The 21,181-nt window shown below is 51.6% G+C and carries 14 protein-coding genes; 13 read left to right on the plus strand and 1 reads right to left on the minus strand.

Features of this window, described 5'->3' with window-relative positions; genetic code table 11:
- Positions 1–218 precede the first annotated feature (218 nt).
- From fliI to PsWM33_RS17995, 10 genes are all read left to right on the plus strand, one after another.
- Positions 219–1,544 carry a flagellar protein export ATPase FliI gene (gene fliI / locus PsWM33_RS17950; protein ID WP_063301136.1) on the plus strand — a complete coding sequence of 442 codons (1,326 nt, stop codon included), beginning with the start codon at positions 219–221 and terminating at the stop codon, positions 1,542–1,544.
- 30 nt (positions 1,545–1,574) lie between these two features.
- On the plus strand, positions 1,575–1,982 hold the full coding sequence (gene fliJ, locus PsWM33_RS17955; RefSeq protein ID WP_063298438.1) for a flagellar export protein FliJ: 408 nt from the start codon (positions 1,575–1,577) through the stop codon (positions 1,980–1,982).
- Between the two features lie 237 nt (positions 1,983–2,219).
- Positions 2,220–2,660, plus strand: a complete 441-nt coding sequence (locus tag PsWM33_RS17960) for a paraquat-inducible protein A (protein ID WP_057461949.1) — start codon at positions 2,220–2,222, stop codon at positions 2,658–2,660.
- A 138-nt stretch (positions 2,661–2,798) separates the two neighbouring features.
- A complete protein-coding gene (locus PsWM33_RS17965) occupies positions 2,799–5,072 on the plus strand; it encodes a mechanosensitive ion channel domain-containing protein (RefSeq protein WP_063301091.1) in 2,274 nt (757 codons plus the stop codon).
- A gap of 307 nt (positions 5,073–5,379) precedes the next feature.
- Positions 5,380–6,903 carry a glycerol-3-phosphate dehydrogenase gene (gene glpD / locus PsWM33_RS17970; protein WP_063301137.1) on the plus strand — a complete coding sequence of 508 codons (1,524 nt, stop codon included), beginning with the start codon at positions 5,380–5,382 and terminating at the stop codon, positions 6,901–6,903.
- Between the two features lie 306 nt (positions 6,904–7,209).
- Complete coding sequence (gene glpK / locus PsWM33_RS17975) at positions 7,210–8,709, plus strand: glycerol kinase GlpK (protein ID WP_063301092.1); 1,500 nt, start codon at positions 7,210–7,212, stop codon at positions 8,707–8,709.
- A 193-nt stretch (positions 8,710–8,902) separates the two neighbouring features.
- Complete coding sequence (locus PsWM33_RS17980; protein ID WP_063301093.1) at positions 8,903–9,820, plus strand: dihydrodipicolinate synthase family protein; 918 nt, start codon at positions 8,903–8,905, stop codon at positions 9,818–9,820.
- Positions 9,802–11,037, plus strand: a complete 1,236-nt coding sequence (locus tag PsWM33_RS17985; protein WP_063301094.1) for an NAD(P)/FAD-dependent oxidoreductase — start codon at positions 9,802–9,804, stop codon at positions 11,035–11,037. The genes PsWM33_RS17980 and PsWM33_RS17985 overlap by 19 nt, the downstream gene beginning before the upstream one ends.
- Before the next feature lie 86 nt (positions 11,038–11,123).
- Complete coding sequence (locus PsWM33_RS17990; RefSeq protein ID WP_063301095.1) at positions 11,124–12,170, plus strand: 4-hydroxyproline epimerase; 1,047 nt, start codon at positions 11,124–11,126, stop codon at positions 12,168–12,170.
- 449 nt (positions 12,171–12,619) lie between these two features.
- Positions 12,620–14,455 (plus strand): SLC13 family permease, encoded by a 1,836-nt coding sequence (locus PsWM33_RS17995; RefSeq protein ID WP_063301096.1) that lies wholly within the window; start codon positions 12,620–12,622, stop codon positions 14,453–14,455.
- Here the strand turns inward: PsWM33_RS17995 and PsWM33_RS18000 are convergent.
- Positions 14,452–15,507 carry a helix-turn-helix domain-containing protein gene (locus PsWM33_RS18000; protein WP_063301097.1) on the minus strand — a complete coding sequence of 352 codons (1,056 nt, stop codon included), beginning with the start codon at positions 15,505–15,507 and terminating at the stop codon, positions 14,452–14,454. The genes PsWM33_RS17995 and PsWM33_RS18000 overlap by 4 nt on opposite strands.
- Before the next feature lie 479 nt (positions 15,508–15,986).
- Between PsWM33_RS18000 and PsWM33_RS18005 the strand changes: the two genes are divergently transcribed.
- The 3 genes from PsWM33_RS18005 (at position 15,987) to PsWM33_RS18015 (ending at position 20,475) form a co-directional block, all read left to right on the plus strand.
- Positions 15,987–18,272: an FdhF/YdeP family oxidoreductase gene (locus tag PsWM33_RS18005; protein WP_063301098.1), complete on the plus strand. Its 2,286-nt coding sequence runs from the start codon at positions 15,987–15,989 to the stop codon at positions 18,270–18,272.
- 262 nt (positions 18,273–18,534) lie between these two features.
- The gene (locus PsWM33_RS18010; protein ID WP_063301099.1) at positions 18,535–19,911 is read left to right on the plus strand and encodes a sodium:solute symporter family protein; all 1,377 of its coding nucleotides are present in this window, start codon (positions 18,535–18,537) and stop codon (positions 19,909–19,911) included.
- Between the two features lie 198 nt (positions 19,912–20,109).
- Positions 20,110–20,475: a hypothetical protein gene (locus tag PsWM33_RS18015; protein ID WP_063301100.1), complete on the plus strand. Its 366-nt coding sequence runs from the start codon at positions 20,110–20,112 to the stop codon at positions 20,473–20,475.
- The last annotated feature ends 706 nt before the right edge of the window (positions 20,476–21,181 follow it).

The raw sequence follows: 21,181 nt of genomic DNA on the forward strand, positions 1-21,181 counted from the left end.
TTCTCTGGGTACAACCTAGAATTCAAGGGTGTAACCTTTCCTGTTCACCAATTTGAGACCGGTTGGCTTTCAATCGAATCAAGTGCTACTGAAAGCCATGTTTAGACGCTTCGTTTCCTTGAAAGGGCTATACGCCATTCAAAGTCTCCCCAATAACATTAAGCAGAAGCGTAAACGATCGGTTACCAACGACGAAAATGATTAATAGGGAATCTGTTTTGGACTCGCTTTTTGCAGAAATCGAATCATGCCTCCCAACCGAAATTTACGGGAGAGTAGAAGCAGTTAAGGGGCTTCTGATTGAAGTTGCAGGGCCTGTTTACGCCATGAGCGTCGGTGCGCGTCTACTAATAGAAATAGGGGAGAACGCAGCGTCAATTCAAGCTGAAGTCGTCGGATTTCGAGACGGAAGAGCGCTTTGTATGCCATTTGGCGAGCTTGATGGTGTGCGTCATGGTAGCAAAGCGAAGCTGATTTCACGCGAGAGTATTGTTCATCCATCGAGTGCCTGGCTAGGGCGTGTTGTTAACGCTTTAGGCGAACCGATCGATGGAAAAGGACCTCTTCCATTCGGTTCGATCCCAAGAAAATTACGTGATTCACCACCTCCGGCTGCAGAACGAGCCCGTGTTGGGAGCCCGATCGACCTGGGTGTGAGATCCCTTAATAGTTTTGTAACGTGTTGTCAGGGGCAGCGCCTCGGTATTTTTGCCGGGTCTGGCGTGGGTAAATCGGTCCTTATGTCCATGCTTGCACGTAACGCGGAAATAGAAGTGTCTGTTATCGGTCTTATCGGTGAACGTGGACGTGAGGTTCAGGAATTCATCGAGGATGATCTGGGCGAAGAGGGGCTGGCGAAATCTGTTGTTGTTGTCGCAACGTCTGACGAAAGCGTTTTGATGCGCCGGGAAGCGGCTTATCTCACTCTTACTCTCTCTGAATATTTCCGTGATGAGGGCAAGAACGTTCTTTGTATGATGGACTCTGTTACGCGCTTTGCAATGGCGCAGCGTGAGATTGGTCTTTCTGTTGGTGAGCCACCGACCTCTAAAGGGTATACGCCAACCGTCTTTACTGAATTGCCGAAATTGCTGGAGCGCGCTGGACCAGGTGCTGTTGGCAAAGGCGCAGTGACGGCTCTCTTTACTGTGCTGGTGGAAGGCGACAACCATAATGAGCCTGTGGCTGATGCTGTTCGCGGTATTTTGGATGGGCACATTGTTATGGAGCGTGGGATTGCAGAGCGTGGTCGCTACCCGGCTATTAACGTGCTAAAATCCGTCAGTCGAACCATGCCGCGTTGTGTACCTGAAGAAGCCTTAGTGATTCTTCGACGTGCCAAGCAGTTGATGTCTGCTTATGCGGACATGGAAGAACTGATCCGTCTGGGTGCCTATAAAGAAGGTGCAGACCCCCTTGTTGATGAGGCAATTGCCAAAAATGACGCCCTCGAAGCGTATTTAGGGCAAACGAAGGGGGAAAAAACTACAATTGAAGAGGGATATTTCCAGCTTGCTCATATTTTGGAAATGACTCAGGCGTAAGCTCACTCTCCGGTAAAGGGAGTATTGCGTATGAAGAATCGTGAAGGCCTTTTGAAGCTTAAGAAGTTCAATGTTGATGAGAAGCGCCGTCAGGTGACTCAGATTGAAACGATGTTGAGTGATTTTGATCGAATGGCTGAAGATCTGGAGAACCAGATTGTTCAGGAGCAAAAGCGTGTTGGTATTGATGATATCAGCCATTTTGCGTATCCGACTTTCGCTCGCGCGGCTGCTCAGCGCCGAGATAACCTGAAGCACTCGACTGAGGAATTGAAGTCTCAGCTTGAGAAAGCGCAGGACGATCTGACTGACGCTGTTTCTGAGTTGAAAAAGATCGAGTTGATGGATGAACGTGACCAAATGCGTCAACGTGCTGCCATGGATGCGATTGAACAAGACGGAATGGACGATATTGCGGGGCGGATGGCGCGTCGCTAATTCTTCCCGAGGTTAGGAGTGTCTCTCGTTCTTAGACGGAATGACCCGATGCTCTGATAACCCGAACTGGTCTTAACCTCTTCATTATCCTTTATTGATCGCACTGCGCCTGTTCGCGGTGCGATACCTCGTGGTTGCTTTCATTTCACCAATGTTTATTTATAGGCTGTTGCGTCCAGGTCTCGCGCTGAGGTCTGAGCCGTGTCCACTTTTCGGGAAGACGCTTCAGGAGCCTTTATGCCTGTTTTACTTGGGTTTTTAATTCCACTTGCCGCGTTTTCGTTCGGTCTGGGGCTGACATTGCCACTCTTGAGTATGGAGCGCCTTTATTTTTTGGAGGATACGCCGAGCCTGTTGCAAGTGATTGGTGGGCTCTATGACGAAGGTGAGGTTTCAATTGCCGGGCTTGTCTTTGTGTTTTCTGTCTTTCTGCCTGCCCTGAAGATTCTCGTACTCGGTATTTCCGCATTGCATCGGTCATCCAGCAAGTGGCTTCGGGCGCTCAGCTATCTTGGGAAGTGGTCCATGATGGATGTGATGCTGGTGGCCTTGGTGATTTTTGCAGCCAAGACAAGCGGGCTTGCCAGTGCTCAGGTTTTGCCGGGATTGTGGTTTTACGCTGCTGCGACCCTTTCAACGGCGACTGCTGCATTCATGGTTGGGCGGGTTGCCAGATAACCCATGCATGCTTTCATCTGTCAAAAACTCTGATTGCGCAGGGTTATTTTGTCGGTTTGTCTTCACCGGATCTTCTCGTTTATGGTGTAAAGCGATAGTGTTCGCTTGATTTTTGCTCGTTTCCATTCTGGGTGATCCATGCTTTTCCGGTTTCTAATCGCAGCGTTTGCTGCGGTCTTTCTCAGTTTTGCCAGTACTGCGCAGGCTCAAAACTCGTCCACTTCTGCTGAGGGTGGGGCTGATGTGCAGCAAGCCAAGCAAGCCCTGATCAAGGTGCTTGAAGACCCGAAAGGGCGTGAAGCGCTTGTCAAAATTTTGCAGGAGCAGCAGGCCAATGGCTCGTCTGGTTCCGGCACATCCACGGCCACAGCAAATCCGGCTGCCAAAGCAACGATTGCGGCGCAGATCGGGACTTATGTGCAGGATGGTGTTTCGAGTTTTTATGACTTTGGCACACTCATCATCTCCGGGTTGTCCGGTTATGAGGACTTGCTGGACGGCCAGTCAAAGGTGGACCATTCGCGGTTGTTGGATGGCATTTTCAGTATCATCCGGGTGCTGTTGCCTGCGTATATCGTACTGATTATTTTGCATAATATATCAGCCGCTTATATGCGGCGGTATGAGAAGAGAGTAGACCGGCACCCGCTGTTCTTCCGTGTTGGACTGCTGGCGATTACCTCCGGTTTTGATGCCGTGTTTGTTGGGGTTGCGTCTGGCGCTGGCTATCTGTCGGCTTACATTTTTTCGACGGACCCAACGGTTCAGAGCGTCAACAATGTCGAGTTGTTTGCTATCAATGCCTTTTTCCTGATTGAGATGTCGCGGGTGGTGATCCGGTTTGTGTTTGCACCGCATCGATCAGCCTTCCGCCTGTTGCCATTTTCCGATCAGGAAGCTGTTTTTTGGTCGCGGCACCTAATTATGATTGTCGGGATCCTTGGCTTTGGCATTCGCTTGGCCGTGCCGATGGTTGGGGTGAATTTCTCTGCGCAGCTTGCGGGCAGTGTGCGGGTCACTGTTGTGCTTGTTTGCCTTGTTTATCTTGTGACGATTATTCTTCGGTCACGGATGCGGGTCCGCCACGCTATTCGCGGATATGCCGAGAGCTTTCGAGGCTCCAACTTCTCAGTTCAACTCTTTAAGGCGCTCGGCTTTGGCTGGCATTGGCTAGCGTTGCTTTATGTGTTTGCAATCATGGTTGCATGGCTGCGTACGCCGCTTGATGCCATCAATTATATTGCCAGAACCAGCGCTATGTCCCTGCTTGTCATCTTCATCGGGCTGGGCATCATGATGTTGCTGACGAGGGTGATCCGGAAGGGGGTGAACCTTTATGATGCGCTGGATCATGTGCTGCCGACGTTTGAAAGCCGCCTGAACTCCTTCCTGCCGACTGTTTGCATGGTGCTGCGGGTTATCGTGGGTCTTTGTGTGATTGTTGGTGTTCTGGAAGTTTGGGGTGTTGGCAGTTTCTGGCAGTGGATCTGGTCGGGTGACGGTATTACCTTTGCGAACTCCATCATGTCTGCTGTCATTGTCATCCTTATTGGGTTTGCTCTCTGGCTGACGATTATGTCCTGGATTGACCTGCGCATTCTTGAGCGGGAGGGGAAAGTTGTTTCCAGCCGGACCAAGACGCTGTTCAAGCTGTTCAGCAATGCAATTTCCATTTTAATGATTGTGATGTTCACACTGCTGGCTCTATCAGAGCTTGGCATTCAGATTGCTCCGTTGATTGCTGGTGCTGGTGTGGTTGGTCTGGCGGTCTCGTTTGGTTCGCAAAAGCTGGTGCAGGATGTGATCACTGGTGCTTTTATTCAGCTTGAGAATGCGATGAACGAAGGAGACTTTGTTGAGGTTGGTGGTATTTCCGGGACCGTTGAGCGATTGAGCATTCGCAGCGTGAGCCTGCGTGATCTCAATGGTACATCGCACATCATTCCATTCTCTTCTGTGACGAGCGTTTCCAACTCCACCCGCGACTTCGCTTATGCGGTGTCGGTTATGGGTGTTGGGTATGGCACTGATATTGAAGTCGCTAAAGAAGCCATGCAGGAAGCCTTCCGCCGGTTGGAGGAAACACCGCACAATGTTGCGATCCTTGGTGAGTTGGAAATGCATGGTGTGACGGCGTTTGGTGACTCTGCCATCAATATCCGGGCGCGCATTAAAACCTTGCCGGGCAGCCAGTGGGCAATCGGGCGGGCTTATAATGAGTATCTGAAGGTCGTGTTTGACGAGCGCGGCATTGATATTCCATTCCCGCAAGTGACCTACCATGTGGCAGGCGACAGCAAGCCAGAGGAGGTTCCTCAGGTTGAGCAGAAAGCTGCGCAGACAAAAGCACAGGGTACCAAAAATTCTGGTGGAGAGGGAGAGGACATTCCGCCGGACGATGGTCCCAATTAATGTGATTTGAGTTGAAACAGGCACCGAAACAATGCAGTTTCGGTTTCATATGAAAAAGGCGCGTTCGTTTTGATCACGAACGCGCCTTTTTGTTGTTGCCCAGTGTTAAACAAATTGACGAGAGAAATAAGCCAAACAGACGATTTTTTTGCTTGCTTATGGGAGTTTCGTTTTAATACATATATATGATAATAGGTTTCGTTGACTTTCGAAAATATTCGAATAGGTTCGGCGTAATGAATATGCGTGCTATCACGGATTCACTGGCGAGAACCGTGACATTGAGGGGCCAGTCATGAGCAAGACCATGAGTAAGAGCTATGATCTATTTGTCATAGGGGGCGGGATCAACGGCTGCGGCATTGCTCGGGATGCCTCTGGTCGCGGACTTTCAGTTTTTTTGGCGGAAAAGACTGATTTTGCAAGCGCGACTTCTTCGGCCTCGACCAAGCTGATCCATGGCGGATTGCGGTATCTGGAATATTATGAGTTCCGTCTTGTTCGTGAAGCTTTGAAGGAACGCGAAGTTCTTTTGAACATGGCGCCGCATATCATCTGGCCGCTTCGCTTTATTCTTCCGCACCATAAAGGCTTGCGTCCGGCGTGGTTCCTGCGTCTTGGTCTGTTCATGTATGACCATCTGGGTGGTCGTAAACTGTTGCCAGCAACGAAGACGGTGCCGCTGGACAGCGCTCCGTTTAACGATGGCTTGAAGTCTCTTTTCACGCGCGGTTTTGAATACTCCGATTGCTGGGTGAATGATGCGCGTCTGGTTGTGCTGAATGCGCGGGATGCCGCTGCACGTGGTGCTGAAATTCGCCGTAACACTGAAGTTGTCCGCGCCTCCCGTACCGCTGGTGGTTGGGAGATTGAAATTCGCGATAGCGTGAGCGGCAAGAGCGAGCTGGTGCAGGCCAAAGCGCTGGTGAATGCGGCTGGGCCCTGGGTGTCTAACGTTTTGAAAGGCGCCATTGGGCTGAACAGTCAGGCGAATGTGCGTCTGGTGAAGGGCAGCCATATCATTGTACCGAAGATGTTTGGCCATGATCGCAGCTTCATTTTCCAAAATGCGGATGGCCGTATTGTCTTCGCGATCCCTTATGAGGATGATTTCACGCTGATCGGCACCACAGATGTTGATTATCAGGATGATCCGGCAGGGGTTTCCTGTTCTGATGATGAAGTTGCGTATCTGTGCAGCGCGGTGAGTGAGTACTTCTCTAAAGAAGTGACCCCGGACATGGTTGTGCGAACCTATTCCGGTGTGCGTCCTCTTTATGATGATGGTGCGAGCGAAGCGCGTGCGGCGACGCGCGATTATGTTCTTGAGATGGATGAGGGTGAGAGCAAGGCTCCATTACTGAGCGTGTTTGGTGGCAAGATCACCACATACCGCCGTCTGGCGGAGCATGCGTTGGAGAAGCTGGCGGATTATCTGCCGCAGGCTGCCAAGAAGAACAGTTGGACCAAAGATAGCGTTTTGCCAGGTGGTGACTTTGAGCCGGGTGATTTTGGTGCGAAGGTTGCTTCTTTGAAATCAGCTTATCCGTTCCTTGAGCATGACCATGCTTATCGTCTGGTACGCTCCTATGGCTCTGATGCCATGAAGATCCTCGGGTATGCGAAAACCAGTGCTGAGATGGGCGCGCATATTGGCGGTGGTCTTTATGCCTGCGAAGTGAACTGGCTGGTTGAGCAGGAATGGGCGGTCACGGCTGACGATATTTTGTGGCGGCGTTCCAAGCTGGGACTGCATCTGCCGAAGGAAGCTGCAGGTGTGCTTGAGCATTACCTTGCTAGCTACTTTGAAGCGAGCCGCATGGCTGGTTAAGTTTCAGGCTCTGTTTTTCCTGGTGAAAGGCAGAGCCTGTTTTATGTCATGGCGCCTTGTATGGGATGGTATACACAAAGGTTGACCTTTGTATTTTGGCACGTGACATTCTAGGTTCATCATTAGAGCACATCACGTGCATTCTCATTTACGTGTCGTGCTCTAATTTGTTTGCTTAAGCGAATTCTTATCGCTTGATTGTGAGTAATCAAGCGGAACGCGCTGTAGATTGTTTCGGCGCCTCAGAAAAATAGCTGGTGCCAAATTGGATTTTCGAAGAGGGGAACCCTCTTCCGGGAGGAATAAATGACAGGGTGGGTGCTCTCCATTGATCAGGGGACGACGTCAACGCGTGCGATCGTTTTCAATGACAGTTTTGAAAGTGTGGGTGTCGGGCAACGGGAGTTTCCGCAACACTTTCCGCATGAAGGCTGGGTAGAGCACGATCCTGAAGACCTCTGGTCGACGACTGTTGAGACATGCCGTGAGGCTTTGTCCGGCGCTGACCTTGCTGCAGGGCAGATTATCGGTGTGGGCATTACCAACCAGCGTGAGACAACGCTGATCTGGGACCGCAAGACCGGTGAGCCAGTTTACAACGCGATTGTCTGGCAGGATCGGCGAACCTCCGCCTTCTGCAGCACGCTGAAAGCGGCAGGTCATGAGGAGCTGTTCACCAGCAAGACTGGTTTGCTGCTTGATCCTTATTTCTCCGGCACCAAGGTTGCCTGGATTCTGGACAATGTTGAGGGCGTGCGTGAGCGGGCGGAAGCTGGCGAACTAGCGTTTGGCACAGTGGACACCTGGTTGATCTGGCGTTTGACTGGCGGCACCTCTCACATGACAGATGCGACAAACGCTTCGCGTACTCTTCTTTATAACATTGGGGAGAACCGCTGGGATGACGAGCTGCTGACTCTGCTGAACATCCCGAAGAGCCTGCTGCCGGACGTGAAAGACTGTGCGGATGACTTCGGCACAATCACTGCGGATCTGTTTGGTGCCGAGCTGCCGATTTATGGCGTGGCTGGCGACCAGCAGGCGGCAACGGTTGGGCAGGCTTGCTTTAAGCAGGGCATGGTGAAGTCCACTTATGGCACTGGCTGTTTTGCATTGCTGAACACGGGCGAAGAGCTGGTTTATTCCAAAAACCGTTTGCTCTCCACGATCGCGTATCGTCTTAACGGCAAAACGACCTATGCGCTTGAAGGCTCCATCTTTATTGCCGGTGCTGCTGTGCAGTGGCTGCGTGATGGGCTGAAGATTATCGAGACTGCTGCACAGACGCAGTTGATGGCTGAGAATGCTGACCCGGAAAGCCATGTCTATCTGGTTCCGGCGTTTGTTGGTCTGGGTGCGCCATACTGGGATCCTGAAGCCCGCGCGGCGATTTTCGGCATGACGCGTTCCACCGGTCAGGACGAGATTGCACGGGCGGCACTGGAAAGTGTTGGCTACCAGACTGTTGATCTGATCAACTCCAAGTCTTCTGACATGGGTTCTCCGCTGAATGGTGACACCGTGCTGCGCGTTGATGGCGGCATGGTTGCCTCTGACTGGACCATGCAGTTTCTTGCGGACATTCTTGGCCGTCCGGTGGATCGCCCTGTTGTTCAGGAAACCACCGCACTTGGCGTTGCGTGGCTTGCGGGTATGAAGGCGGGTGTTTGGCCGAGCATGGAGGAATTCTCCAAGCGCTGGCATCTGGACCGTCGTTTTGAGCCGAACATGGACGCAACCGAGCGTGAGAAGCGACTCTCCGGTTGGCATGACGCTGTTTCCCGGACTCGTTCTCAGGCCTCCTGAACTTCATGATATTGTGCTGCGGGAAGTGTCGGATTGCCGGTTACACACTTTCCGCAGCGTTATTAACCTGCTGAATTTATTGCTTTTCCACTGTGGTTCTGGATTAATTTGCTTTCAGATATATCACAGTATTGACCTTTGAGGGTTTGAGGGTCATATTGCCTGTAATATATCACAGGTGAGGATAATCAAAATGTGGACTGGTGTTTACCCGGCTGTCACAACAAAGTTTACAGAGAACGATGAGCTTGATTTTGTAGTGATGGAGCGTTGCTTCCAGCTGCAGATGGACGCCGGCTGCGATGGCATTATTGTTTGTGGTTCTCTTGGTGAAGCGATGGCGCTGGAGCCAGAAGAGAAAATCGAAATTCTCAAGCTTGCCAAAAAGGTTTGTGGGTCCAAACACGTCATCATGACCGTGTGCGAGAGCTCTACGCGCCGTGCGATGAAAGCGGCAGCGGATGCTGCAGCTGCTGGTGCAAATGGTCTGATGGTTCTGCCGGGCGTGCCCTACCGCTCTGCACCGCATGAGACTGTGGCTCACATCAAAGCAGTTACGAAAGCTGGTGGCGTTCCGGTGATGGTTTACAACAACCCGGTTGCTTACGGTGTTGATGTGACGTTGGACATGTTCGCTGAGCTGGCAGACGAGCCGCTTATTGTTGCGATGAAAGAGTCCACCGATGACATTCGCCGCGCAACAGAAGTGATCAACCGCTTTGGCGATCGTTTCAAGGTGCTGACCGGTGTTGATAACCTTGCGCTTGAGAGCCTGATGATGGGTGTTGATGGTTGGGTTGCTGGTCTTGTTGTGGCTTTCCCACGCGAAACTGTCGCGATCTACAAGCTGGCAAAAGCTGGGCGTTATCAGGAAGCGCTTGAGATTTACCGCTGGTTCCGTCCGCTGCTGGACTTGGATGTCTCCACCAATCTAGTCCAAAATATCAAGTTGGCAGAGATGGTTGCTATCGGCTCTAATGACCGTGTTCGTGCGCCACGTCTGGCTTTGTCCGGTGCGGAGCGTGCGCGTGTCATCAAGGTGGTGGAAGATGCAGTTGCATGCCGCCCGGAACTGCCGGAGCTTAAAGAGCTATGCGACACATCCATGTAATCGGAGCCGGGGTTGTTGGATTGGCAACAGCCCTGCGCCTTCAGCAAGAAGGCCACAAGGTTGCTCTGATTGACCGCAATGGTCCGGGTGAAATGGCCAGCCGTGGGAACGCGGCTGGCATTGCATGGACTGATGTTGCGCCTTTGGCATCCAAAGGCATTTGGCGGAAAATACCCGGCTGGTTGCTAGACCCGCTGGGGCCACTTTCTGTGCGCCCTGCTTATGCACTCAAGATCCTGCCATGGATGCTGCGGTTCTCGCGGGCATCGCTTCCTGACAAACTGAAACACAGCGTTCTTGGCAAAGCTGCGATCAACAAGGCTTCGTTGCCTGCATGGGAACGGCTGTGGCAATCCTCAGGCACGCGACATCATGTGTTTATGAAGGGCTGTCTTGAGGTCTATACCGAGCGCAGTCAGATTGAGGGTGTTCGCAAAGGCTGGCAGGAGCAACGTGAGCATGGCATCGAGGTTGAAGAGCTCAATGGCAACCAGATCCGTGAGTTAGAATCCGATTTTTCTGAGAATGTTGTTGGCGGAGCACTGGTGCCGGGATGGATGAGTGTTGATGATCCGCATGCTCTGTGCCTGAGCCTTGCAGAGGCTTTTGAGCGCAACGGTGGCAAGATCCTCAAGTCCTCGGTTTCTCATATTCAGCCGCAGGGCGATCACATTGTTCTGCATCTGGAAGGTGAAGAGCAAATCCTCAGCGATCATGCGGTGATTGCTTGTGGTGCGTGGTCCAAGACGCTGGCGGCTCAGTTGGGAGACAAGGTGCCGCTGGAGACGGAGCGTGGGTACAACACCACGTTTTCCGTGCCGAATGTTGCTTTGAAGCATGCTGTTATGGTGCCAGGACTTGGCTTTGCAGTGACGCAGCTTTCTCACGGATTGCGGGTTGGCGGTGCTGTTGAGTTTGGCGGGCTGGAGATGGAAGCCAACTGGAAGCGGGCTGACGCGATGGCCGAGAAGGCATCTCGTTTGTTACCCGGCCTGAACCGTGAAAACGGCATTCGCTGGATGGGACATCGGCCTTCTATGCCGGATACCTTGCCGGTGATTGGGCATTCTAAACAAAGCGACCGCGTGACTTATGCGTTTGGGCATGGTCATCATGGGCTCACACAGGCAGCTATTACGGCTGAGCTGGTCAGTGACCTGATTTGCGGTGAAACACCAAAAATAGATTGCACACTTTACAGTGCTCAACGATTTTAAGCGCGGTTTTGCCGGGGGAGAGAGAGGGCTCCATCGGTTGACCGCCGGCATCCTGCATTGATGCCATGGAATAAGGGGAGGGGAGCTTGGTCTCCAAGAGTTTTTTCTGTGTTGATGGGCATACCTGCGGTAACCCCGTGCGACTGGTTGCGGGCGGCACGCCAGCCTTGCGCGGCAATGATATGCTGGAGCGGCGGGCGGATTTTCTCAAGCGCTATGACTGGATCAGAACCGGATTGATGTTTGAGCCGCGTGGGCACGACATGATGTCCGGCTCCATGCTGTTTCCTCCAACACGGCCTGACTGTGATGTGGCAGTGCTATTTATTGAAACATCCGGCTGTTTGCCCATGTGTGGGCATGGCACCATCGGTACGATTACTATGGCGCTGGAAGAGGGGCTTATTGAGCCTCGAGAGCCGGGCAAGGTGTATTTGGATACGCCTGCTGGTCTTGTGGTTGCTGAGTATTTTGAAAAAGACGGATATGTTGAGAGTGTTTGTCTGACCAACGTGCCAAGCTATCTGGCAGAGACTGGTTTGAGTGTTGACCTGCCGGGTGTGGGTGAGATCAGCGTTGACGTGGCATATGGCGGCAACTTCTACGCCATTGTTGAGGAACAGGAGAACTTTCCGGGCCTTGAGAATGTAGGTGTCTCACAGTTGCTCGACTGGAGTCCGCGGTTGCGGGCTGCTTTGAATGAGAAGTACTCCGTGACCCATGCCGAAGATGAACGCATTCACGGTATCAGTCACATTCAATGGACTGGCAAGCCAACCTCTGAGGCTGCGGATCGGCGCAATGCGGTGTTTTATGGCGACAAAGCACTGGACCGTAGCCCGTGCGGGACCGGCACATCTGCTCGCCTCGCGCATCTTTACGCCAAAGGTGAGCTAAAGGTTGGCGACACCATGCGCCATGAATCCATCATCGGCTCTGTGTTTGTGGGCGGTGTGAAGGAAGCAACCAAAGTGGGTGGCCATGACGGCATCATCCCAACCATCGAAGGCTGGGCCCGCAAAACCGGCTACAACACCCTCTTCCTCGATGACCGCGACCCCTATATGACCGGCTTCCAGCTGGCCGCCGACGGCGTAAAGCACTTTCCGGAGAAAGGGACTTACGGAAAATGATTGAGGTCGTAGAGACCTAGCTTTGGATTGTATTCTACCAGTGAAGGGCGTGGCCAAGACAGGCTGCGCCTCTTTTTGTGATGGAAGTGCCGTGTGCGATCCTGTAAATCGAGCTGGATTACTTGGTGATGTAAACTGCAGGTCTCTGCCCTTTAGGAAGCAGGATGTGGCTTTTAACTTGCCGCTGGTAAACTTCAGTTAAGTTTCGTCAGGGTATCTGGATAGCAACTAATGGATCCAGACTAAGTATATGCATAATAACTTATGCTGTTTCCACAGCTGGGAATACGAAGGCTCTCAATAAATTGTTTACTTAGACATCTAGATAAACTAAGCGGTGGCCTATAAGACTTCCTGTCTTATTAAGATCTGCCGAATATGCCTCGTATACATCGTACAGATTCTGCGGCCAGAACCCTCTGATTTACTTCTCGAAGGACACTAAGACGATGTCTTGGGAAATGCTTTTCACCTTCTTCGTATTGTTTGCAGCTGTCATCCTGTTTGTCTCCGACAAGCTGAGGCTGGACCTTGTTGCAATCATGGTGATGTTGGCGCTTGGGCTGTCTGGTATTCTGACGCCTGCTGAAATGCTCTCGGGTTTCGGGTCCACCGTTGTCATTTTGATTGCCGGGCTGTTCATTGTTGGTGAGGCGCTGGCCCAGACCGGGATTTCTTATGCGGTTGGAGACAAGATCGTTCAGATTGCGGGGGATCAGGAGTGGAAGCTGATCGTTCTGTTGATGCTGACGGTTGCGGCGCTGGCGTCTGTTATGAGCGTGACGGGGGCAGGGGCGATCTTTATTCCGGTTGCTATCCGCCTTGCGAGCCGCTCCAACCTTTCTCCTTCGCGGCTGCTTATGCCACTTGCTTATGGGGCACTGATTGGGGGGATGCTTACCCTGATCGGGACACCGCCCAACCTGATTGCCAATGCTCAGTTGCAAAATGCTGGTATGGAGCCGTTCAACTTCTTCATCTTCACGCCGATCGGGCTCGTTATTCTCATTGTGGCTGTGATTTACATGCTGGTCTATGGCCGCCTGTTTTTGCGCGGTCAGCAGCGGCCTCAAGGAGCGACGGAGCAGGGGCGCCGGACGCTGCAGGGGTTTTTGGAAGCCTACGATATTGAAGACAAGATTGTCCGCTTGCGGGTCCGTGAGGATTCTGAGCTGGTTGGGCAGACTGTTGTGAGCGCGAAGCTGCGGCGGCGGATTGGGCTTACACTGTTTGGGTTGGAGTATACCTCCACCACGACGAAGCGGTTGAAGGTGACGTCGACCCAGACAAACCGTGCCTTCAAGGCTGGTGATATTGTGTTTGGGGTGATGCAGGAGCCTATCAGCGGGGATGTGTTTGCCTGCATTGGGCTGGAGCTGTTGCCGATGGGCGAGGAGGGGCATCACCTTTCTGCTCGTGAGCTTGGCATGGCGGATTTGATTGTGGCGCCGGATTCCAAGCTGATCGGTAGAAAGATCAGTGGTGCCGGGTTTCGGACCAACCACAACCTGAGCGTTGTCGGGCTCATCCGTAAGGGGGAAACTCTGCACGGGAACTTTGGGAACATCGAGCTGAAGTTTGGGGACCAGTTGCTTGTGGTCGGGGACTGGGAGAACATCAGCAAACTGCAGGCGGCGCGGGAGAGTTTTCTGTTGTTGGCGTTTCCGGAGGAGATTAAGAACTATCTGCCCCGGCGCAAGCTGGCGCCTGTCGCGCTTGGTATTCTGGCGCTTATGCTGGCGCTCATCATCTTCCGTGTGGTGCCGAGTGTGACGGCGGTTGTTTTGGCGGCGACGGCAATGGTGTGCGTAGGGTGTGTTTCGGTTAATCGGGCTTACACTTCTATCAACTGGCCCAGTTTGATTTTGATTGCGGGGATGATCCCCATGGCTACCGCTCTTGAGAAAACGGGTGGGTTGCTGCTGATTGTGGATCAGATTGTTGCGCTTTATGGCAATAGCTCCCCTTATGTGATGCTGATGTCTTTGTTTTTGCTGACCTCTGTCTTCAGCCAGTTTACGTCGAACACGGCGACGGCGGTGTTGATTGCGCCTGTTGCGTTTGAGGTGGCGTCCATTATGGGGGTGCAGCCTGAGCCATTCCTCATGAGCGTTGCGATTGCGGCTTCGACGGCGTTTTGTACGCCTGTGGCTTCGCCCATCAACACGCTGGTGATGGGGCCGGGGAACTATCGGTTCAAGGATTACGTGGTGATTGGCGTGCCGTTGCAGATCATGGCGCTGGCGATTGCCACCCTGCTTATTCCGGTGTTTTTGCCGTTCTAGCTGAGGTTCAGTATCCAGTCTTCGTATTGTCGGCCTTGCTTGATTTCTCCCTGAGCGGCTGCGGTGATTTCAAAGGATTTTGAGCGCACCTGGCGAGGGGAGAAGCCGAAGTATTTTTTGAACATGCGGCTGAAGCTGCTTTCATTCATGAAGCCAAAATCCAAAGCCACCTGATAGGTTGCTCTGTAGGCGTTGCGCGGGTCTAGCAGTGCGCGCAAGACGGCCTTCATGCGCCTGTCGCGGATGTATTTGCTGACGCCGCCGAAGGACAGAAACAACTCATAGAGTTTGCTGCGCGATACGTTTATGGCGCCGCCGAGATAGTCCGGAGACAGGTTCGGGTTGGTCAGGTTTGCCTCGACAACGCGCCGGGCGCGGGTCATCAAGGCCAGATTAACACCTTCCTGTCCTGCCTCGCTTTCATGAGGCATTCCATTCAGGCACGCAGCAATCAACCCCATGGTTGCGGGCACGAGCTGCTGGGCTTGCTGCATGTTCAGTTTGCTGGTCTGGGCGCTGACTGACGAGAGATGTTCGCGCAAAATCACATTCAGTGGGTGAGCCGCCGGGAGTGTTTTTAAGTTGCTGTCATCCGGGCTGTGCAGCAGGGGCGCAAGTTGCTCGCGTGCGATCAGAATGGAGCGATTGCTGTAACTGCCGGAGATTGAGCCACCTTCCTGTGAGAAATCCAGAAAAATGCAGTCGCCCTTGTTGAGGTTGACGCTCTTTTGCCCGGCATAGAACTCGGCGTCGCCCTCATCATGAACCATCAGCAAATAATGATCTACGCCATCTCGTGCCATGGCCGCATTGGTGCGGTTGGCGATATGGGCTTGTGCTGTCACCTGAGAGAGCATGAGGGAATCGAACAGCACAGATTTGATATCACCAAAGAAATCGAGCTGATCTTCGCCGCGGTGTATTTCTGCCTCGCAAAGACAGGCTAAGCTCTCTCGCCAAAACGCAAATCTGTCTTTTCGCCGGATGGAATTTAATGAAAATGAGTTTCTTGGTAGGCCGACGATCGGTTCCGTTTGAATTGCCTCACTCAACGGCCCGCCTCCTGCTGCATGAATGCTTTAGACATGCATACTATGTGATGTATTTGACAAGCACACAACTGCAGGCAGAAATATAATTTAGTAGATGCTTTTCTAAGAACGCGGAGTTGATGCTGGAATTGTTTGTTTCCCGGATGACGTACGTCAGACTGTGACAGGTGTAGGTACTGCGGGGAATGTTAGTACTGTGTAACTATGATTGCCTTAGTTTAGTTAGAAAAATAGTGCATCTCTGATAAGTATTCTAATATTTAAGATAAAAAATATGTTGTTGTCTTTATATTGAGAATAATGACGAATTTAACTTTATAATGAGGCCGAAGCTGGTAGTATTATTTAAAAATAAAGTTGCATATTTTATATTACACATTATCTCTGGTTTAATTATATATGGTTTACTATCTGTTGTATTCAAAATCACCGCTTTGTAGGTAGATACATCTACGGTAAGAAAAAGTGAGCCTCTTGGTATGACGGAGAAGAAAAATAAGATCCAAAAAACTGAGCAACCAGGAGGCGGTTGGGGGGCTGCAAGGGCCACACTCAAGGTATTGATGGAGCAAAGTGGTCTCAGCAAAGGTTCGAAAGCACTCCTTTCAATGAACCAGCCTGGAGGCTTTAAGTGCCCTAGTTGCGCCTTTCCTGATCCGGTGTGTCGAAGTAAATTTGAGTTCTGTGAGAATGGTGCAAAGGCACTTGCATTCGAAGCAACGAAAAAGAGAGTAACACGCGAGTTCTTTGCCGCGAATACCGTATCTAGTTTGATGGAAGAATCCGATCACTGGTTGGAAATGCAGGGCCGGTTAACCGAACCTATGCGTTATAGTGAGGAACTAGATAAATATGTGCCATGTGACTGGGATGAAGCCTTTGATCTGATTGGCGGACACCTGCGAGCTCTAGGCAATCCAAATCAAGCGGAATTTTATACGTCAGGACGCACCTCCAATGAGGCTGCATTCCTCTATTCTATTTTTGCGCGCGAGTTTGGCACTAATAATTTTCCAGATTGCTCAAACATGTGCCATGAGCCAACAAGCCGAGGCCTGCCGCCATCAATTGGTGTAGGTAAGGGCACTGTGGTGATGGAAGATTTTGACAGTACTCAGGCAATCTTCGTTATAGGTCAAAATACCGGTACAAATTCACCTCGTATGATGGCCAATCTTATTCGAGCGCGAAAACGGGGTGTACCTGTTATCGTGGTCAATCCAATGCCCGAACGTGCGTTGATCCGTTTCACTAATCCTAAAGACGTTGTGCAAATGGCGACATTGGGCTCAACTGAAATCGCGAGCAACTTTGTTCAAGTCCGTATTGGTGGGGACCTCGCAATGCTCAAGGGCATGATGAAGGTCATTTTTGAACGCGATGCCAATGGTGAGCAAATAATCGACTGGGCGTTCGTAGAGCGTCACACAGTAGGCATCACTGCATTGCAAGAAGATGTTTTGAGCCAGAATTGGGATGAAATTACCGACATTTCAGGCATCTCTGAAGAGCAAATCAGACGTGTATCAGAAGTTTATATCCGGTCTAAAGCAACGATGATTTGTTATGGAATGGGCCTTACTCAGCATCAGAAAGGATCACACCTTCTACAACAGGTGGCAAACTTACTGTTGTTATTGGGAAACTTTGGCAAGCCAGGAGCAGGCATTGCACCGATCCGCGGTCATTCAAATGTTCAAGGAGACCGGACAGTTGGTATCGATGAACAGCCTTCGCAGGCTTATCTCGAACAGCTAAAGAAAGTATTCCATTTTGAGCCGCCTCGTGAACATGGGCACCATACAATTAAAGCCGTAGAAGCGATGGAGAAAGGGACCGCTAAGGTCTTCATCGGGATGGGCGGCAATTTTGTTCGTGCCATTCCAGATACTCAACGCTCCTATGACGCCATGCGTAAGCTTTCCCTCACTGTTGGTATTGCAACCAAACTCAACCGTGGTCACCTCGTCCACGGCAAAGATGCCCTGATCCTTCCCGTAATCGCACGCTCCGAAAAGATCGGTACTTCCGCCGGTGAACAGTTTTTGACAACCGAAGATTCAATGTCAAAGGTTTCTGCGTCTAGAGGAGTTTTAGAGCCAGCAAGTCAATATTTGAAGTCAGAAGTCGAAATTGTGTGCAGAATGGCTATGGCAACTCTTCCAAATAGCGTGGTGAACTGGGGAAGTTTCATCACGAATTACAATTTGATCCGAGAAAAAATCTCAGAAGTTTATCCGGAGATTTACAGCGACTTTCTGTCGAAGATTCGCATTCCTGAGGGCTTTTATCTGGATGTCCCGGCGAGACGACTTGTTTGGAACACTCCAAACGGGAAGGCAAACTTCCTTACTTTTGATGGATTAAATTCAGATGATCCAGTTCATGACCCGGATATGTTGCGGTTAGCGACTGTCCGTTCCAATGATCAGTTCAATACGACAATTTATAGTAACAGTGACCGTTATCGCGGTATCTACAACACGCGAATGGTGTTGTTTATGAATGCTGAGGATCGTGCTGAGCGAGAGCTGGAAAATGGTTCCTGTGTTGCCGTCGAGACAATCTTTAGTGACGGCATGCATAGGCGGGTCAACGGATTGACGGTGGTGGATTATTCCCTACCCCGAGGGGCTGTGGCCGGTTATTATCCGGAACTCAACCCGCTTTTGCCGCTTGGGTATTACGACAAAATCAGTGGTACACCAGCAGCGAAATCTATCCCTGTAAGAGTTTTGATAGATCAGGAAACTAAGAAGTCTTAGCGCCACATAACACTGCTGTTCGAGCAGAGACATAAAGGGCCAGCTGCATTCGCAGCGGGGTAATATTGCATTGGGTAACTGCAGATATTTGCCATTAAGTCAGCAGCACTCTTCTTTTCGCAAACAATACTAAAACGATTGCTCTCACAGCCGTCATTCCCCAAATCCTGCCTTTTAATGGTCTGTCTCACTCTCATGTAATGTCTTCCTGTTAGACGTGGGCGCGATTGCTCCTGTTGGTGTCTAAAAGGAACCCCTGCTGATGATCGATATGATTATCGTGGCTGGCTATTTGGTTGGCATACTTGTGGTGGGGTTGTGGGGTGGTCGGATTCAGCGGGGGCTGAAGGATTATGCGACGGCGGGGCGTGAGTTTGGGTCTCTTGTTATTTTCGCCACCATGTCCGCCTCTTTTATCGGCGGGGGCTTTTCTACCGGCAATGCGGAGAAGGTGTTTTTATATGGCGTTGCCAACATTGTGGCGCTGTGGGGCTTCAGCTGTAAAGAGATTGCGGTTGCCACGCTGATTGCGCCCAAGATGAAGGCGTTTCCCGATGCGGTTTCTGTTGGGGATGTTATGGGCAAGGCCTATGGCAAGCTGGCCAGACTGACCACGGGTGTCTGCGGTTTGTTGTTGTGTTGCGGCATTGTTGGTGCGCAGGTTGGGGCGATTGGCGTCATCTTCAATGTGTTTTTTGGGTTGGACCGGTTCTGGGGCATTGGGATCGGTTGCGGTATCGTCATTCTTTATACGACGCTGGGCGGTATGCGGGCGGTGGTTTACACCGATGTGGTGCAGTTCGTTATTCTGGCGATTGGGATGCCGCTGGTTTTGGGCTTTGGCATTTATCAGATTGGCGGTGTTGATGCGCTGTTTGCGGCGGTACCGCCGGATCATCTGAGCCTGCCCGGGCCGGACTTTGGCTGGATGGGGCTGATTGGGCTTATTCTTGTCTTTATGTTTGGGGAGACTTTGGTGCCTCCTTATATGCAGCGGTTGCTGGCGGGGAAGACCGCGTCTGCCGCGGCGCGCGGTACACTCTATTCCGGGCTGTTCTCTTTTTTCTTCTTTGCAATCACCGGAGCCATTGGTTTGGTAGCCTTTGCGCTGGACCCGGACCTGAACCCTAATAATGCCATGGCCTTTGTGATTGTGAGCGTTATGCCGCCTGTGCTGAAGGGGCTGGTGTTTTCCGGTGTGATTGCGATTGTGATGTCCTCGGCGGATTCCTATCTCAACTCCGCCAGTATTGCGTTTGTGAATGATGTGTTGCGGCCTTTGCGGCGCAAAGAGATGCGGGAAGAGGACCTGCTGTTCATCGCCAAGCTGGTGACGCTGGTTGTGGGGCTACTTTCTATTGTGTTTGCCGTCTCTATAGAGAGCATTCTGGATATTCTGATTTACGCCTACAATTATTGGGCACCGATTGTGCTGGTGCCGCTGGTGGCTGCTATCTATGGCACCCGCCGTGGAACCACGGCTTTTCTTGCAGGTGCTGTGACCGGGGTGGTTGCTACGGTGCTGTGGCAAAGCGGGCTCAACTCGCCTTTTGATCTGCCCGGACTGGTGATTGGTGTGTTTGCCAATCTGGTTGTGTTCTTATCCGTGCCCAAATCTCCCATCTATATACATGACTGAGTGAGAGCGGCTGGCTGCTCAAGATATTTTGAGGTTTTGTGGCTTGCAGGTTGGTGGTGGTGCATTAGCCTCGCTGCAAACTTGGAGTTTGATGCGTGCCTTTATAGTCGCGCGTTTTGCATTGATTTATTTGGTGGAGCGAGTTCATCGGGTTTGATGGAAGCCATACAACCGGAATGCGCTCTAAAGGAGGCTTTTATGCGAGCTGTTCTTTCTGGACTATTCCTCAGTTTGCTGGCGACACAGGTTTTGGCGGATGAAGCCGATGTGGTGAAAGCGGATGTGACCCCGCAAGCGGATGGGTCCTATCGGTTTGATGTGACCGTGCGCCATGGTGATGAAGGATGGGACCACTATGCCGATGCATGGGAGGTGCTTTCGGAAGACGGTAAAGTGCTGGCCGTGCGGGTGCTGGCGCATCCGCATGTGAATGAGCAGCCGTTCACACGCTCGTTGAGTGGTGTTGAGATTCCGGCAGGGATGTCGCGGGTGGTGGTTCGTGCCAGGGACAGTGTTCATGGGTATGGCGGTGAGACGGTAACCGTGGACCTGCCGGGGCGGTGAGGCTGGTTCTGCTGGGACAGGCGGCCATGGTCTGCGGTAGATTTTGGTGAGGCGGGCATAAGTCGGGTTTGGGCTGTCTGGGGCGGGCCTGACGAGGAGGGGCATAAGTTGGGATCGGTTGGAGCTGTAGGCGCGGGCGACTGGATCGGGCTTTTGCCTCGATTGCTGACATAGGAACGCAAGATCGCGCGTCTCACACCGAAATAACGAAGACTAACGCATAAGAACGCAAACCCGGTGAAGGGCGGTTTCGGGCGGCTGAGCGAGTCGCTGAAGTATCAGAGGGACGTTTGCGGTGGTTTGGTGTGCTGAGGGTGTGAGTTTCGTTTGAAAAAGTTGGATATCCTCGTCTGTGCAAATTTTGTTTTTGTTAATTTTTGTTGTTTTGGTTTGTGTTTATTGGCTTGTTTCTGGGGTTTTTGGGTGGTTGTTTGCGGTGTATGGGTTGATATATGAAGTTATTGAATTGTTTGAATTTTAGTTTTTGCCCGATTGTTTTGTTTTTTTGGAGTTTGCGTGTTGACGGGTTGGTCTGGTATCCCTATAACCCGCTTCACGCCACCGGGGCGGGCCAGTGAGGCGCGGTTCTGGAGGCACAAAAACAGAAGGATTTACGGGGTTTTTAAGAGGTCTTGTAAGTCTGGATATTGAGGCGAAAGTCTCCGCTCATTGACAATTGAATACGGAAGAAGAAAGAGAAACGTGG

This window comes from Pseudovibrio sp. WM33, assembly GCF_001623165.1.
GTDB lineage: Bacteria > Pseudomonadota > Alphaproteobacteria > Rhizobiales > Stappiaceae > Pseudovibrio.